At 70.6% G+C, this 16,124-nt stretch carries 13 protein-coding genes; 9 read left to right on the top strand and 4 right to left on the bottom strand.

What is annotated here, in order from left to right; genetic code table 11:
- Positions 1 to 3 precede the first annotated feature (3 nt).
- Genes ACIO52_RS22525 through ACIO52_RS22515 form a run of 3 tightly spaced genes read left to right on the top strand, consistent with a single transcriptional unit; the run spans position 4 to position 3,772 of the window.
- Entirely contained in the window at positions 4 to 1,782 is a 1,779-nt protein-coding gene (locus ACIO52_RS22525) for an amidohydrolase family protein (protein ID WP_402646471.1), read from the top strand.
- Positions 1,779 to 2,669 (top strand): metal-dependent hydrolase, encoded by an 891-nt coding sequence (locus ACIO52_RS22520; protein WP_402646468.1) that lies wholly within the window; start codon positions 1,779 to 1,781, stop codon positions 2,667 to 2,669. The genes ACIO52_RS22525 and ACIO52_RS22520 overlap by 4 nt, the downstream gene beginning before the upstream one ends.
- Positions 2,666 to 3,772: a PDR/VanB family oxidoreductase gene (locus ACIO52_RS22515; protein WP_402646465.1), complete on the top strand. Its 1,107-nt coding sequence runs from the start codon at positions 2,666 to 2,668 to the stop codon at positions 3,770 to 3,772. Before ACIO52_RS22520 ends, ACIO52_RS22515 begins: the two co-directional genes overlap by 4 nt.
- On the opposite strand, the gene ACIO52_RS22510 is transcribed toward ACIO52_RS22515, so the two are convergent.
- Positions 3,734 to 4,321 carry a TetR/AcrR family transcriptional regulator gene (locus tag ACIO52_RS22510; protein WP_218717908.1) on the bottom strand — a complete coding sequence of 196 codons (588 nt, stop codon included), beginning with the start codon at positions 4,319 to 4,321 and terminating at the stop codon, positions 3,734 to 3,736. The genes ACIO52_RS22515 and ACIO52_RS22510 overlap by 39 nt on opposite strands.
- Positions 4,322 to 4,481: 160 nt before the next feature.
- Between ACIO52_RS22510 and ACIO52_RS22505 the strand changes: the two genes are divergently transcribed.
- Positions 4,482 to 6,953, top strand: coding sequence for a molybdopterin-dependent oxidoreductase (locus tag ACIO52_RS22505; RefSeq protein ID WP_402646462.1), 2,472 nt, complete (start codon positions 4,482 to 4,484; stop codon positions 6,951 to 6,953).
- Between the two features lie 8 nt (positions 6,954 to 6,961).
- On the opposite strand, the gene ACIO52_RS22500 is transcribed toward ACIO52_RS22505, so the two are convergent.
- Positions 6,962 to 8,161 carry a PucR family transcriptional regulator gene (locus tag ACIO52_RS22500; protein ID WP_402646461.1) on the bottom strand — a complete coding sequence of 400 codons (1,200 nt, stop codon included), beginning with the start codon at positions 8,159 to 8,161 and terminating at the stop codon, positions 6,962 to 6,964.
- 107 nt (positions 8,162 to 8,268) lie between these two features.
- Here ACIO52_RS22500 and ACIO52_RS22495 point away from each other — a divergent pair, with 107 nt between their 5' ends.
- Together ACIO52_RS22495 and ACIO52_RS22490 are read left to right on the top strand one after the other, a co-directional pair.
- Positions 8,269 to 9,744, top strand: a complete 1,476-nt coding sequence (locus ACIO52_RS22495; RefSeq protein WP_218721003.1) for a long-chain fatty acid--CoA ligase — start codon at positions 8,269 to 8,271, stop codon at positions 9,742 to 9,744.
- A gap of 47 nt (positions 9,745 to 9,791) precedes the next feature.
- Positions 9,792 to 10,637: an alpha/beta fold hydrolase gene (locus tag ACIO52_RS22490; protein WP_218721004.1), complete on the top strand. Its 846-nt coding sequence runs from the start codon at positions 9,792 to 9,794 to the stop codon at positions 10,635 to 10,637.
- Here the strand turns inward: ACIO52_RS22490 and ACIO52_RS22485 are convergent.
- On the bottom strand, positions 10,634 to 11,446 hold the full coding sequence (locus tag ACIO52_RS22485; protein WP_308248633.1) for an SAM-dependent methyltransferase: 813 nt from the start codon (positions 11,444 to 11,446) through the stop codon (positions 10,634 to 10,636). The two genes, ACIO52_RS22490 and ACIO52_RS22485, sit on opposite strands and share 4 nt — an antisense overlap.
- Positions 11,447 to 11,542: 96 nt before the next feature.
- On the opposite strand from ACIO52_RS22485, the gene ACIO52_RS22480 reads away from it, so the two are divergent.
- Both ACIO52_RS22480 and ACIO52_RS22475 read left to right on the top strand, forming a co-directional pair.
- On the top strand, positions 11,543 to 12,721 hold the full coding sequence (locus ACIO52_RS22480) for a cytochrome P450 (RefSeq protein ID WP_342801820.1): 1,179 nt from the start codon (positions 11,543 to 11,545) through the stop codon (positions 12,719 to 12,721).
- Positions 12,722 to 12,938: 217 nt separating this feature from the next.
- Positions 12,939 to 13,364, top strand: a complete 426-nt coding sequence (locus ACIO52_RS22475; protein WP_316574180.1) for a hypothetical protein — start codon at positions 12,939 to 12,941, stop codon at positions 13,362 to 13,364.
- A 1-nt stretch (position 13,365) separates the two neighbouring features.
- Here the strand turns inward: ACIO52_RS22475 and ACIO52_RS22470 are convergent, their stop codons facing one another.
- Positions 13,366 to 13,779 carry a hypothetical protein gene (locus tag ACIO52_RS22470; protein ID WP_218721007.1) on the bottom strand — a complete coding sequence of 138 codons (414 nt, stop codon included), beginning with the start codon at positions 13,777 to 13,779 and terminating at the stop codon, positions 13,366 to 13,368.
- A 253-nt stretch (positions 13,780 to 14,032) separates the two neighbouring features.
- Here ACIO52_RS22470 and ACIO52_RS22465 point away from each other — a divergent pair, with 253 nt between their 5' ends.
- A complete protein-coding gene (locus ACIO52_RS22465) occupies positions 14,033 to 16,015 on the top strand; it encodes a trypsin-like serine peptidase (protein ID WP_402646455.1) in 1,983 nt (660 codons plus the stop codon).
- The last annotated feature ends 109 nt before the right edge of the window (positions 16,016 to 16,124 follow it).

Raw genomic sequence — 16,124 nt, 5'->3', positions numbered from 1 at the left:
CCCATGACCGATTTCGATCTCGTCATCACCGGCGGCACCTGGTTCGACGGCACCGGAGCGCCCGCGCGACGGCGCCACCTCGGCATCACCGGCGGTGTGGTGCGGCGGGTGTCGGCCGAGCCGCTGCCCGTCGGCCCCGGCACCGAGGTGATCGACGCCGACGGCAAATGGGTCCTGCCCGGCTTCGTCGACGTGCACACCCACTACGACGCCGAGGTGCTGATCAAGCCGGAACTGTCGGAGTCGCTGCGCCACGGTGTCACCACCGTCGTCATCGGCAACTGCTCGCTGTCGACGGTGCTGGCCTCCAACACCGACTGCGCCGACATCTTCAGCCGGGTCGAGGCCGTGCCGCGCGATGCGGTCTACGACACCCTCGACCGCGTCCGGACCTGGTCGGGTCCGGCCGAATACGCCAAGGCGATCGACGAACTGCCGCTCGGGCCGAATATCGCGGCGTTCCTGGGGCATTCGGATCTGCGCACCCATGTGCTCGGGCTCGGTCGCGCCGTCACCCGCGACACCGAACCGACCGCCGCCGAGATCGAGCGGATGCAGGAACTGCTCGGCGAGGCGATCGCGGCGGGCTTCCTCGGTCTGTCGTCGATGTCGAACCCGCTCGACAAGATCGACGGCGACGAGTACCGCTCGCGCTCGCTGCCCTCGACCTACGCGCGCGGCAAGGAGGTGCGCGCGCTCACTCGGGTGCTGCGCCGCCACCGCCGCATCCTGCAGAGCGCGCCGACGGTGAGCCTGCGCCCGAACATCGCCAAGTTCTTCCTGGCCAGCGCGGGAATCGGCCGTCGCCCGCTGCGTACCTCGCTGCTCTCGGCCGCCGACTCCAAGGCCTATCCGCCGCTGGTGTGGTTCATGCTCACGGTCGCGCCGCTGCTGAACCGCTTCGCACGCACCGACTTCCGCTGGCAGCACCTGCCGGTGCCGTTCACGGTGTACGCCGACGGCATCGATCTGGTGGTCTTCGAGGAGTTCGGCGCCGGCGCGGCCGCGCTGCACCTGAAGGACCAGGTCGAGCGCAACGCGCTGCTGCGCGAGGAGTCCTACCGGCGCTGGTTCCGCCGCCAGTACGACAACAAGTTCACCCCGCGTATCTGGCACCGCGACTTCTTCGACGCCGAGATCATCGCCTGCCCCGACGCCTCGGTAGTCGGCAAGTCGATCGGCCGGGTCGGCAAGGACCGTGGGCTGCATCCGGTCGACGCCTACCTCGACCTGGTCGTCGAACACGGCTCGGCGCTGCGCTGGCGCACCACCATCGCCAACGACCGGCCCGGCTACCTGAACAAGCTCGCCGCCAGCAGCGGCGTGCAGATGGGCTTCGGCGACGCGGGCGCGCACCTGCGCAACATGGCCTTCTACAACTATCCGCTGCGCCTGCTCGAACGCGTGCTGCGCGCGCAGGAAGCGGGCACGCCGTTCCTGAGTGTGGAGCGGGCCGTGCACCGGCTCACCGGTGAACTGGCCGACTGGTTCCGCATCGATGCCGGTCACCTGCGCGAAGGCGACCGCGCCGACCTGCTCGTCCTCGATCCCGCCGGTCTCGACGCCCGGGTGCACGAGCTGCACGAGGCGCCGCTGCCGGAATTCGGGCTGGACCGCATGGTCAACCGCAACGACGACGCCGTCGTGGCCACCGTCGTCGGCGGCAAGCGGGTGTTCGCGCGCGGCGCGCTCGCCGACGGGCTCGGCACCGCCTGGGGCACCGGCAGTTTCCTGCGCGCCGGCGCCGCTGCCCGCACCGCGTCCGCGGAGGAGTCCCGATGAAGTTGTCTCGCCGCCGCCGGACCCCGGCCGCGCACGTCGCGCTGCACGCGCGCGACGTGCGGTTCGACTGGACCGACACCGCCCTGCGGTGGATGCCGGACGAACCGGTCGCCTCGCACGTCGTCAACTCGCTGAATCTGCTACTGCCCGAAGGGGAGCGGATGTTCTGCGCGGCCTACACCGAGGCGCTGCCGTATGTGAAGGACGCCAAGCTGCGTGAGGACATGCTCGGCTTCATCGGCCAGGAGTCGATGCACGCCGAGACCCACCAGAAGGTGCTGGCCGGGGTGCTGGCCGCGCACGGCATCGACACCGCGCCGTATGTGCGGCAGATGGAATTCGTCTTCCGCAACACCCTCGGCGCCCGGGACGCGGGCACCGCCGCGACCGAGGTGCGGATGGTGGAGCGGCTGACCTTCATCGCCAGCCTCGAGCACTTCTTCGCCTGGCTCGGCGACTGGATCCTCAACGCCGACTTGGAGAAACACCACGCCGATCCGCGCATGCTCGACCTGTTCCGCTGGCACGGCGCCGAAGAGGTCGAACACCGCAATGTCGCCCACGATGTGGCGATCTACTTCGGCGCGGGCTACCTGCGGCGCGCGGTGATGATGATGATCGTCATCCCGATCCTGCTCGTGCTGATCCTGCGCGGCACCCGCTACCTGATCAACCAGGACCCCGGCATGCCGAACATCGGCTATCCGATGCTGCTGTGGCGGATCCTCGGCGCGATGCGGCGCGGGGCGCTGCCGCGCCTGCGCGCGCTCGCGATCAGCGCGCTGTCGACGTTCAACCCGCGCTACTCGCCGAACACTGTCGGGTCGACCGAGCAGGCGATCGCGTATCTGGCCAAGTCGCCCGCGGCGAGGGCGGCACACCGGTGACCCGGCCCGACGTCCCCGCCACGCTGCCGCCGGACCTCTACGGCAAGCACGCCCACGATCCGACCACACGAGTGATCGACCGGATCGCCACCGCGAAGGTGGGCCTGTCGACGCTGATCAACCGGGGCAGGCTCGAATCCGGGGTGGACGACCGGCGCTTGCCGATGCGGGTGACCGAGCGGACGATCGTCGCGGCCGACGCCGACGTGGTGAGCCTGCGCCTCGAGTCACCGTCGGGGCGCGCCCTGCCGCGCTGGCAGCCGGGCGCGCACATCGACCTGGAACTGCCCTCGGGACGCGTCCGGCAGTACTCGCTGTGTGGCGATCCGGCCGACCGGGGCGGCTACCGGATCGCGGTGCGCCGCATCCCCACCGGTGGTGGCGGGTCGATCGAGGTGCACGACGCGCTGCCGGTCGGCGCGGAACTGACGGTGCGTGGTCCGCGCAACGCCTTCCCGTTCGCCCCGCCCGGGCGCGGATCCACCGCGCGCCGACTGCATTTCGTGGCGGGCGGCATCGGCATCACCCCGATCCTGACCATGGCCAGGGCCGCCGACCGGCTCGGCGTGCCGTGGACGATGCTCTACTGCGGCCGCACCCGCGCGACCCTGCCGTTCCTCGACGAGATCGCCGAGTTCGGTGACCGTGTCACGGTGCGCACCGATGCCGAGCACGGCGTCCCCACCGCCGCGGAACTGCTCGCCGGCGTCGACGGCGACAGCGCGGTCTACTGCTGCGGACCGACCGTGATGACCGCGGCCCTGCTGAACGCGGTCAGACAGCGCGACGGCGTCGAATTCCATTCGGAGCGTTTCTCGCCCGCGCCCGTCGTGGACGGCAGGCCGTTCGCCGTGCGGCTGGCGGGCAGCGGCGAAGTCGTCGACGTGGGTGCCGAGGAGACCATGCTCGCCGCCCTTCTGCGCGCCCGGCCCGATCAGCCCTATTCCTGCCGTCAGGGCTTCTGCCGGACCTGCGTGGTCCGGGTGGTGGCCGGAGACCCCGACCATCGCGACACCGTGCTCACCGACGCCGAGCGCGCCGAGGGCAAGACTCTCGCGTGCGTATCACGGTGCGACGGGGGAACTCTCGTCCTCGACCTGTGAGAGCGCGTGGCCGGTGGCGGCGCCGAGCATGGTCTCGAGCTCGGCGACGACCTCGTCGAGCGGCTCGGTGGAGCGGTCGACCCGGCAGAGGATGACCGCGCCCTCCACGGCCGCGATCGCCATCGTGGCCAGGCGGCTCGCGCGCGCAGGCTCGACGCCGTCCGCGGCGAGGGCCGCGTCCAGCGCGCGATGCCAGCGGCGCAGGATCTCGGCGATCTCCGGGCGCAGATGCCGGTCGTCGGAGGAGCCGCCCACCGCCACGGAGACCACCGGGCAGCCCGCCTCGAAATCGGAGGCCGCCAGGATCGAGGTCCAGAACTCGCTGATGCTGCGCAGGGCCGTGCGCGATCCGCGCGCCGCCGCCTGATCGATGATCGTGCCGATCGTGTCACCGGCGAGCGCGAGCGACTCGGTCATGATCTGGGCCCGGCCGCCGGGGAAGTGGTGATACACCGACCCGCGCGGCGCGCCGCTGCGGGCCAGCACGGCATCGACGGTCACCCCGGCCGCACCGCGTTCACGCAGCAGTTCCACGGCGCTGTAGAGCATCTTCTGCCGGGTGTTGGTGCGGGCTCCCACGGGTGCGGTCTCCTTCGGCGATCTCGGGTCGGGCAACTGTCATGGTAAGCGCCCCACCGCTATGTTATGTTGCATAGCATACTACTCGGGTGTGACGGCGACCTCTGTCACCGCGGCGAAGGATGTCCCCATGGTGGAAACGCAGCCGAAGGCGACCGCGTGCGTCCTGTGTGAATGCAACTGCGGCATCACCGTCGAACTGGACGGGCGCAGGCTGACGAAGATCCGCGGCGACAAGACCCACCCGGCGTCGGCGGGCTACACCTGCGAGAAGGCGATGCGCCTCGACCTGTACCAGAACGGCCCCCATCGCCTGACCACCCCGCTGAAGCGGCAGGCCGACGGCAGCTACCGCGAGATCGATTGGGACACCGCGCTCGACGAGATCGCCGCGCGGCTGGCCGCACTGCGCGACGAGCACGGTGGCGACACGATCTTCTTCTACGGTGGCGGGGGACAGGGCAATCACCTGGGCTCGGCCAACGCGCTCGCGCTGCGGGGCGCGCTCGGGTCGGGGTATCACTCGAATGCGCTGGCGCAGGAGAAGACCGGCGAGATCTGGGTCGACGGACGTCTCTACGGCGGCCACACCAAAGGCGATTTCGAGCATGCCGAGGTGCTGGTCTTCGTCGGCAAGAATCCCTGGCAGTCGCACAGTTTCCCGCGGGCACGGCCGATCCTCAAGCAGGTCGCGGGCGACCCGGCGCGGTCGATGGTGGTGATCGACCCGCGGGTCAGCGAGACCGCCGCCATGGCCGACTTCCACCTGCGGGTGGCCCCCGGTCGTGATGCCTGGCTGATGGCGGCGCTGGTCGCGGTGATCATCCAGGAGGATCTGGTCGACGCCGAGTTCGTCGCCGCGCACACCGCCGGGTACGACGAGGTCCGGGCGGCGTTCCTGGACATCGACATTCCCGCCTTCGCCACGATCAGCGGCGTCGAGGTCGACCGGATCAGGGCCGCCGCCCGCCGGATCGCGACCGCGTCGAGCGTGTGCGTCTACGAGGATCTCGGCATCCAGCAGGCACCCAACTCCACCCTGGTCTCCTACCTGAACAAGCTGCTGTGGATCGTCACCGGCAATTTCGGGCGGCCCGGGACGATGTTCCTGCACTCGTCGTTCGCGCTGCTGGCCGGCGGCTCGGGGACGCCGTCGGGCCCACGCAAGCCGCCGAGCGCGCTGGACAAGCTGCGCAAGAAGGCGACGGCCCGCGCGGTCACCGCGGTCGCGGCCACGGTCGGGACGACGCTGCCCGCGCTGGCCCGGGTCGGCGCGCTGCGACCCGGCGTCGAGGCGGGCGCGTCCGCGCTGCTCGACGCCGTGGTGCCGCTGGCGGGTGGCCTGCTCGCCGGAGGTGGTGGCGGCGGCGGTGGTAACCGGGTCACACCCGTCACCGGGGCCAAGATCATCGGCGGGCTGGTGCCGTGCAACTCGATCGCCGACGAGATCCTCACCGAGCACCCGAAACGGTTCCGCGCCTTGTGGATCGACTCGTCGAACCCGGCGCATTCGCTGCCGGACTCGCGGCGTTTCCGGGACGCGATGCGAGCCACCGAGCTCTCCGTCGTGATCGACGTGGCGTTCACCGAGACGGCCAGGCAGGCCGACTACGTGCTGCCCGCCGCGAGCCAGTTCGAGAAGCCCGAGGCCACGTTCTTCAATTTCGAGTTCCCGCGCAACGTCTTCCACCTGCGCAAGCCGCTGCTGGAACCACTCGCGGGCACGCTGCCCGAGCCGGAGATCTACGCGCGGCTGCTGCGCCGGCTGCGGGTGGTCGACGACGCGACCATCACCCGGCTGCGGCGGGCGGCCGAGACCGGCCGCGCCACCTTCGGCGCGAGTTTCCTGGCGACCGTCGCCGCCGACCCCGCGCTGGGCAAGGTCGTGCCGTTCCTGCTCTACGAAACGCTCGGGGCCACCCTCGATCCCGCGGTGCGCGGCGCCGCGGTGCTGTGGGGAGTGAGCCAGCTGTGCGCGCTGTCGAATCCGAAGGCCGTCGGCCGCGCCGGGTTCACCGGCGGCGGCCTCACGCCGGGGAACGAGCTGTTCGACACGATCCTGGCATCGCCGTCGGGGGTGGTGTTCACCGAGGACACCTGGGACGACGTGTGGCACTACGTCAAACGCGAGGATCGCCGGTTCACCCTCGACGTCGACACCCTGCTCGACCAGGTCCGCGCGCTGCCCACCGCGCGGACAGCGTGGACCACACCGGAATTCCCGCTGGTCCTCGCCGCGGGCGAACGCCGGTCCTTCACCGCGAACACCATCTTGCGCAACCCGGACTGGCGCCGCCGCGACCGCGAGGGGCACCTGCGCGTCAGTGCCGACGACGCCGCCGCGGCCGGCGTGTCCGACGGAGATCGGGCCCGGCTGGTCACCGAGACCGGAACGGCCACCGTGACCGTCGAGATCAGCGACATGATGCGCGCGGGCAATATCGCGCTGCCCAACGGGCACGGTCTGGACTTCCCCGCCGGCGACGGCACCACGACCAGCGCGGGGGTGTCACCGAACGAATTGACCAGCACCGCCCACAAGGACGCCTTCGCCGGCACGCCGTGGCACAAGCACGTGCCCGCGCGCCTGGAAGCGCTGTAGCGCGCGGCTCAGCGCTGCGCGCGCACCGTCGCCAGGACCTGCCATGCCTGCAGTGCCGCACCGAGATCGCGGACGGCGGCGGGATCGGCGAGGGATCGGCCGGTGAGCTTCTCGACGCGCCGCAGACGATAGCGCACCGTATTGGCGTGCAGATAGAGCCGTTCGCCGGTCCTGGTCGCGGAACCGCCTGCGGCGAACCAGGTTTCGAGGGTCTCGAGCAGTCGGCCGCGTTCGTCGTTGGGAAGGGCCAGCACCTCGCGCAGGCGCATGTCGACCATATGCGCGGCCTCCACCGGCGCGGCCGCGACCACCATGCCCAGCGGATTGTCGTCGAACCGGGCGACACCGGACGCGCGATCGGCGAGGCCGACCAGCGCCAAGCGCGCGAAGTGCCACGCCTGCGGGGTCTCGGTGAGCGATTCGTACGGTGGGCTCATGCCGATGCGGGCCCGGTGTTTGCGCAGGGCGGCCAGCGCGGCAGGCTCGCGGTCGGCGGGCAGTGCCAGTACGCCGATCTGCTGATCGGGCTGCAGCCGCCAGGCCGAGGTGATCCGGGCGTGGCGCAGGGTCGACTCGATGCCGGGCAGCGCCTCCCGGCCCGCCGCGCTGACCTCCGCGGCCACCACGACGTAGCGGCCGCGCGGCGGCAGGCCCAGGATGCGGGTCGCCTCGCCGAGCGTGGCCGGATCGGCGATGACGCCGGTGAACAGCGCCTCCACCAGTACCGAGCGCTCGTGCTCGCGTTGCAGCATGAGCTCCGAGCTCCTCTCCCGGTACGCGGCGGCGACGGCGACGGAGTACTCCCCGGCCAGCGCCCACACCTCGGCGCCCAGATCGACCAGCACCGCGTCGGTGACCGCCGGATGCCGCCTGGCCTCGGCGACCAGCTCCGACCACAGGAATTCGAACCCGATCCGGAACGCGTGCAGGGTCTCGGCCAGCGGCACCCCCTGCTGGGCGCGCAGCCTGCCCGTCTCCTTCGGCGGCTCGGGATCCACCGGCTCGTCGGTGGTGAAGTGCTGCACCATCAGCGTCAGATTGCGGGTGCAGGAGGTGTGGATGGTCGCGAACGGCACCAGGTTCTCGTCGCGGTAGGTGTCGAGTTCGGCGACGAAGCGCCGGGCCAGCTGCAGCCCGAGATCGTCGATACGCGCGAGCAGTGCCGCGGCGACGTCGACGATCGGGCCCGGAGGCGAGATTCGAACCATTTCCGCAGCTTACCGGGGGTGTGATTGTTCCCGCGGACAACGGTGTCGCGGCGATGTTGTCCGGCGATCCATGGGATCGGCGTCACAGCGGTGCGACGATTTTTCGCATGCCGACGCCCGCTCTGAGCGAGAACCTGCTGCGCTGCGCGCACCGCTATCCGACCCGTCCCGCGCTGCGCGCCGGCGCGACCGTGCTCACCTACGACGAACTCGCCGAACGCACCGCCCTGGTGGCCGCGTTCCTGCGCGATCGCGGCATCGCCCCGGGGGATCGGGTGGCGCTGATGCTGCCGAACGTGCCGGAGTTCGTCGTGCTGTACTACGGCATCCTGCGCGCCGGCGCGGTCGTCGTGCCGATGAACCCGCTGCTGAAAGCGCGCGAAGTGGCCTATTACCTGCGGGATTCGGCCGCGGTGCTGCTGCTGGACTGGGCCGGCGGTCCGGGGGAGGGGCCGCAGGGGGCGCGCGAGGCGCAGACGGCGGTGCTCACCATCGACACCGACGGCCTGGCCGAACTGCTCGCCGGGCACGCCCCCGACCGCGACGATCGCCCGGTCGCCGCCGACGACCCCGCGGTGATCCTCTACACCTCCGGCACCACCGGGACGCCCAAGGGCGCCGCGCTGTCGCACGCCGGGTTGATCCACAACGCCGACGTCTACGCCGTGACCGTGCTCGACATCGGCGCCGACGACGTGATCCTCGGGTGTCTGCCGCTGTTCCACACCTTCGGCCAGACCTGCGCGATGAACACCGCGATCCGCAGCGGCGCCTGCCTGACGCTGGTGCCGCGTTTCGAGCCCGGCGCGGTCTTCGAGGCGATCGCCCGCGACGGCGTCACCGTCTTCGCCGGTGTGCCGACGATGTATTCGGCGCTGCTGCACGATGCCGGAGCCGCCGCGGCGGACGTGTCGACCCTGCGCCGCTGCGTCTCCGGTGGCGCCTCGTTGCCGATGGAACTGCTGCACGCCTTCGAAAAGCGTTTCGGCTGTGTGATTCTCGAAGGCTACGGGCTGTCGGAGACGAGTCCGGTCGTCGCGTTCAACCACGCGGGGCGGGTGCGCAAGCCGGGATCGATCGGTACGCCGATCCGCGATGTGGAGGTCGAGCTCGTCGATCGGATCGACGGGGTCGGGGAGATCGCGGTGCGCGGCCCGAACGTGATGCTCGGCTACTGGGGCCGCCCCGCCGACACCGCCGCCGCGATTCCCGACGGATGGTTCCGCACCGGTGACCTCGCCCGCCGCGACGACGACGGCTACCTCTACATCGTCGACCGCAAGAAGGACATGATCATTCGCGGCGGCTACAACGTCTATCCGCGCGAGATCGAAGAGGTGCTCTACGAGCATCCCGAGATCACCCAGGCGGCGGTGATCGGCATCGCCGACGCGCATCTGGGCGAGGAGATCGTGGCCGCGGTCGCCTTGTGCGAGGGCGCGACCAGCACCGGCGCGCAGATCCAGGAGTTCGTCCGGGTCCGGGTCGCCGCCTACAAGTACCCACGCCAGGTGTGGCTGCTCGACGCGCTGCCCACCGGGCCGACCGGCAAGATCCTCAAACGCGCCATCGCCCGGCCGTGAAACCCGCTCCCGCACCACATTTCCCGCACATCACACAGGAGTGATCCATGTTCACCTACACCAGCAGCGACGGCACGACCATCCACGTCCGCTCCTGGCTGCCCGCCGGGGACGACGTCACCGGCGTGGTCCAGATCGCGCACGGCATGGGCGAGTACGCCGCGCGTTACAGCCATCTCGCCGAGCGTCTCGCCGGGCTCGGCTACGCGGTCTACGCCGCCGACCACCGCGGACACGGCCACAGCATGACCGGGGTGCCCGGTGACCTGGGCGACAACGGCTGGAACTTGCTCGTCGAGGACATGGCCGCGCTGACCACGATCCTGCGCGAGACCCATCCCGGGCGCCGCGTGGTGCTGTTCGGGCACAGCCTCGGTTCGTTCGCGGTCCAGCAGTATCTGCTCGATCACGACGCGCTCGTCGACGCCGCCGTCCTGTGCGGCACCACCGCGGTCGACGAGCTGTTCATCGAGATCGCCGCCGCCGACGGCGATCTGCTCGGCCTGTTCAACCGGGAATTCCAGCCCGTGCGCACCACCGCCGACTGGCTCAGCCGCGACGAGGCCCAGGTCGACGCCTACCTGGCCCACCCGTGGTGCGGATTCGAAATCGACGCGGCGAACATGGCGCTGCTGGCCAGGGCGGGCACCGAACGGCTGGCCCGGCCGCGCGGCATCAGGACCGACCTGCCGCTGTATGTCATGGTCGGTGACCGCGATCCGCTCACCGTCGGTGCGCGACTGAGTGCTCTGCAGGTCGAGCGGTATCGCGACGCGGGGCTCACCGACGTCACCTATCGCGTCTATCCGAACGCCCGCCACGAGATCCTCAACGAGATCAACCGCGACGAGGTGGAGAACGAACTCCTCGCGTGGATCTCGCGCGCCAGCTAGGGGATCCGGGCCATCCCGCACAGCATCGAGACCGCTTCCTTGCGCGGGTGCGGGCGCCATTCGGTGGGCCGCCAGTCGATCACCGAGGTGATGCCCGGTGAGACGAGCTCGAGGCCGTCGAAGAAACGGGTGAACTCGGCGGTCGAGCGGAGCCGGAACGGGACGCCGCTGCGTTCGTTGGCGGCGACGTTCGCCGCGAGGTCCTCGGGAGACAGGTGGTCGTCGGTGGCGTGGGTCATGGTGAGGTAGCTGCCCGAGGGCAGGGCCGCGCAGAGTTCGCGCACGATCTCGTAGGGGTGCATCTCGTCGGTGAGGAAGTGCAGCACCGCGCAGAGCATGAGGGCCACCGGCCGGTCGAGGTCGAGGGTGCCGTGTAGAGCCGGATGCTCGAGGATCGAGGCGGGGTCGCGCAGGTCGGCGTCGATGTAGGCGGTCGCGCCACTCGGGGAGCTGTCGAGCAGGTCGCGGGCGTGGTAGAGGACGATCGGGTCGTTGTCGACGTAGACGACGCGGGCTTCCGGGGCGATCTCCTGGGCGAGTTCGTGGACATTGCCCGCGGTCGGCAGTCCGGTGCCGATGTCGAGGAACTGGCGGATGCCCACCGTCTGCACGAGGTAGGGAATCGCGCGACGAAGGAAACTGCGGTTCTCCAGGACGGCGAAATGGATGGAGGGGAACGCCTCGGCGACGGCGTCGGCCGACTTGCGGTCCGCTTCGAAATGGGCGCTGCCGCCCAGCCAGTAGTCGTACCGGCGGGCAGGGTGCGGTTTGGTGACGTCCACCCGGTCGGCAGCGGCCTCGAAGTCCACGGCGCACTTCCCTTCTCTCGACTACGGTCGTCCCTGTCAGCCCGACTCGAGACCGGTGGTGGCGTGGCTGGTCCCGCCGCCGCGAAAGGCACGGCCATGCCCCTGCAGTTCAGCCCCTACGACTTCGCTGTCCATGCCGATCCGTATCCGTACTATGCCAGGTTGCGCAGTGAGTCCCCCGTCTACCGCAACGACACCGACGACTTCTGGGCCCTGTCGCGGCACGCCGACGTCCGGGCGGCGTTGCGCGATTCGGAGCGGTTCTCGAGCGCCAACGGCCTGCGGATGGAGCCGGCGTTCTGGGGACCGCAGGCGGAGAAGTTCTTCTCGTTCGTGGCGATGGACCCGCCCAAGCACACCCGGATGCGCGAACTCGTCGTCCGGGCGTTCACCCAGCGCCGGGTGCAGAGCCTCGAGCCGCGCCTGCGCGAGATCGCCCGGCGCACCCTGCGGCCGCTGCTCGAGCGCGGCAGCTTCGACCTGATCGCCGAGTTCGCCGGTCCCTTCCCGACCGACGTCATCTCCGAACTGGTCGGTGTGCCGGAACAGGATCGGGAACTGCTGCGCAAGCTCGGCATGGAGATCATGTACACCGACGCCGAGTCGACCGATCTACGGCCGGAGGCGATGGCCGCGATCGGGGCGCTGGTCGGGTACTACACGGAGCTGACCATCGCGCGCAGTCAGCAGCGCGGCGACGATCTGCTCTCGGGTCTGCTCGACGCCGCCGACGGCGACGACCGGCTCACGCCCGAGGAGATCGTCGGGGTGCTTATCCTGCTCGTCGGGGCGGGCATCGAGACGGTCATGCTGACCCTCGGCAACGCCTGGCACAGCGCCGCGCTGCACCCCGATCAGCGCCGCGCCGCCTTCGACGGCCGCGTCGACGACTGGATCGCGGAGTCCATGCGCTACGACCCGGCCACCCAGGCCCAGTTGCGCACCACCACGACGCCGATCGAGCTGCACGGCGTCGAGATCCCGGCCCAGGCCCGCATCCTGCTGCTGACCGGCTCGGCGCATCGCGACGAGGCGGTCTTCGACAACCCCGACAGCTTCGATCTGGACCGCGATACCAGCGCCTCGCTCGCCTTCGGCGCGGGCCGCCACCACTGTCTGGGCATGAACCTGGCCCAGCTGGAGCTGCGGGTGGCGCTGCAGGAGATCGTCGCCGCGGTGGCCGACTACGAGATCGACACCGACAACCTGGTGCGCATCCACTCGTCGAACAACCGGGGCTTCGCCGCGCTGCCGACCACCGTCACGCTGCGCTGATCCCGCGGCCGGTCGCCGTGCCGCCGGTGCGGCGACCGGATCGTACCGGTGATCCCATGCCCGGTCCCGCGGTTGTGTGATTGGTCCCAATATCGGGGTGGGGTGGTTGCGCCGTGCCGCGAAGACGTCGATGGTGAGTACCTGGGAAGACCAGTCTCACACACCAGTCGGTCGGATTCTGTGGGCCGAGTCGGTAGGAATCGACATCGGAGTCGGTATGAATGCTGTGTTCGAGTGTCATCACGGATGGGTCGTCGACATCGTCGACGACGACGCGCGCGACCCGATCGGCTGGCGCGCGCAGTGTTCCTGCGGCCGATGGCGTGGGCGGCCCTGGCGGCGCTCGGCGCATCCGCTCGGCCACGCGCCCGCCGATCGCCGCCTGCACAGCCCGTCCGGCAGGCTCGACCCCACCCTGACCCGGCTCGTCCTCGACGACTGGGAGTGCCATCAGTTCGAGATGCGGGCGCTGATGCCGGTGCGGCTGGCGTTCCAGGACTCGGAGTCTGCGCGTCAGCGGCTCGTCGAGGCCGTGCGCTTCGTCCGCGCGACGGGCGCGTCCTGGGAGTCGATCGGGCACGTGCTCGGCACCGATTCCGCGGAGCTCGCCGAGCAGTGGTTCGGCACCGGCGCCGCGGTCTGAGTCAGAATCCGGCCAGACCGGAGGCGAGATCGCTGATGTCGAGCGTGGCCAGCACCTGGTCACGGACATCCGGGCAACGCTGGATGGTGACGGTGTCGATCGCGCCGCGGTTGAGCGTGATCGCGGTGTTGATGGCGCCGTTGCGCAACGCCCAGTTGTGCACGGTGCCGTTGTAGGACACCCGGGCGACGGCGGTGCCCTGCTGCCGCCAGTTGTCGATCTCGGCGCGCAGCATGTCGCACAGCTGATCGGCGGCAGCGGTGCCGATCTCCGGTATCTGGGTGGGGGTGGGGCGGGTCGGATCGGACGGTTCGGTACTGGTGCCGCACCCGGCGAGCGCGGCCGCGGCGAGAACCGCGACAACGATGCCGGTGCGCCGCCGGGACCGTCGTCCGCACGATGCGCTGGTGGTCATGAGAACTCCCTGATCGTGACGATCCGGATGCACGTCGGGCGCCCACGCTGGGCCGGGCGACATGCCGCGCGGCCTACTCTCGAAGTATGGTCGCCCGCGTCCGCAGGATCAACGGATTCGTGGTGCGGCCGCCTTGCTCCTCCCGGTGGGCGCGGTAGGCCGAAAATCGAGTGGTCGGCTACTCGTGTCCGGCACCGGATCACCAGCCCACGCTGAGGGAACCAGCTGCATCCTTCTCCGGGCGAGGTGACCCATGGATACCGAAAGCGACACCCGCACCGCCGCATGGCGCGAGCAGATGAACGCCGCGTCGCGGCGGTTCGCCGACAGCGCGACCGAGCGCGACGAGGTGACCCGCAAACGCGAGGCGTCCGAATCCGATGTCGTCGACACCGAGGAACAGATCCTCGCCCGCGCCGACCGGCTGCTGGGCAATGGCGAGGTGCCCGCCCAGGCGGTCATCGAGCTGGGCAGGCAGGACCCGCTCGACAGCATCGGCTCACTGGAACGGGTCATCGGCTTCGCCAACGAACTGCAGGCCGTCAACTTCCTGACCCGTGGCACCCGCGCGGCCGCCGCCGTCGCCCGGATCTCGCTGTCCGACCACGGCCGCCGGGTGCCGATCGGCACCGGGTCGCTGGTCTCGCCGCAGCTGCTGCTCACCAACAACCATGTGCTGCCCAGCGTCGATGTCGCCGGATCGGTGATCATCGAATTCGCGGCGGAAGCCGGTATCGACAATGTGCCGACCCAGACGGTGCGCTTCGATCTCGCGCCGGGCGACTTCTTCGTCACCGACCGGCACCTGGACTACACCCTCGTGCGAGTGGCGCCCGGTGCCGACGGCACGGCCCCGGGGAACACCTTCGGCTGGAACCCGCTGATCGCCAAGCCGGGCAAGATCGTCATCGGGGAGGCGATGAACGTCGTCGGTCATCCGCTGGGCAGGCTCAAGGAGATCTCGATCCGCGACAACCGGCTCGATCTGCAGCTCGACGACTTCCTGCACTACACCTCCGACACCGAGCCGGGGAACTCCGGGTCGCCGGTCTTCAACGATCAATGGGAGATCGTCGCCCTGCACCACGCCGGCGTGCCCGAGAAGGACGACAAGGGCCGGGTACTGCGCAAGGACGGCAAGCCGTGGCAGGGCGGCGACGGTGACGACGCCATCCGCTGGGTCGCCAACGAAGGCATCCGCGTGAGTGTGCTGCTGCGCGATCTCGGCTCCCGCACCTTCGATCCCGGGCAGCGCGCGCTGCTCGACGAACTCGGCCCCGCCGCATGCCTGGCGGCCGACGCCGTGGTCGTCGACCCGACAGCCGCCGCGCCACCACCGGATTCGGTGGCGGAGACGATCGTGCGCGGTCCGCACGGCAGGCCGAGCGCGTTCGGTGGCAACCGCAGCGTCGTGTTCCTGCACGGTCGCAGGCAGGAGGGCCGCGACCCGGCCGAGCTGCGCCGCAGCTGGACCGCGGGCCTGAACAAGGGCCTCACTCTCGCGGACCTGAGCCCGATCGATCCCGCCGACGTCCACTTCCCCTTCTACGGTGACCAGCTCGTCGCGAGCCTGGGCGCCCGCGAAGCGGCCGTGGCGACCGGATCGGAGCTCTACGAGAGCCTGGTCGCCGAGACCGCCCAGCGCCTCGGCATGCCGACCGCCGCGCAGGCAGGCGACCCGATGGCCCAGGAGGGCTTCGGGTTCGGTTCGGTCGTCCTCGGCCGGGTGCGCGACCAGCTCGGCTGGATCGCCGCGCGCAGTGGCCTGGACTCGCTGCTCATCGGGGCGATCTTCCAGGACGTCGCGGCCTATCTCGACGACGAGAGGGTCCGCAAGGGAGTACTCGACACCGTGCTCGCCGACATGCCGACCAGCGGTGAGCTCGTGCTGGTCAGCCACAGTCTGGGCACGGTGGTGGCGATGGATCTGCTCACCCAGCTGCCCAGGGAGCTGACCGTGCGCCTGCTCGTCACCGCGGGCAGTCCGCTGGGCCTGGACGGGGTCTACGGCAAGCTGCTCACCGGCGGGCCGCACCGGCCGGACCGGATCGGCGACTGGCTCAACACCTGGTACGCCGGCGACCCGATCGCCATCGGCTGCCCGCTGCGCCAGGCATGGGGACCCGACCTGCTCGATCTGCCCGTCGAGAACCCCAAGGAGCGGGCGCACGATATCGCCGAGTACCTCGCGCACCCGGCGGTCGCGGCCACGATCGGGCGCATGCTGACCGACTGAGCACCGGCGGGGGGGGGGGGGGGGGGGGGGGGGCGGCCCCCCCCCCCCCGGGGGGGGGGGGGGGGGCGGGGGGGGGCGCGCCCCCCCCGCGGCGGGGGGGGGGGGGGCT

The organism is Nocardia sp. NPDC087230 (assembly GCF_044744725.1).
Taxonomy (GTDB): Bacteria; Actinomycetota; Actinomycetes; order Mycobacteriales; family Mycobacteriaceae; genus Nocardia; species Nocardia canadensis.
This window is presented reverse-complemented; position numbering and strand designations above follow the sequence as displayed.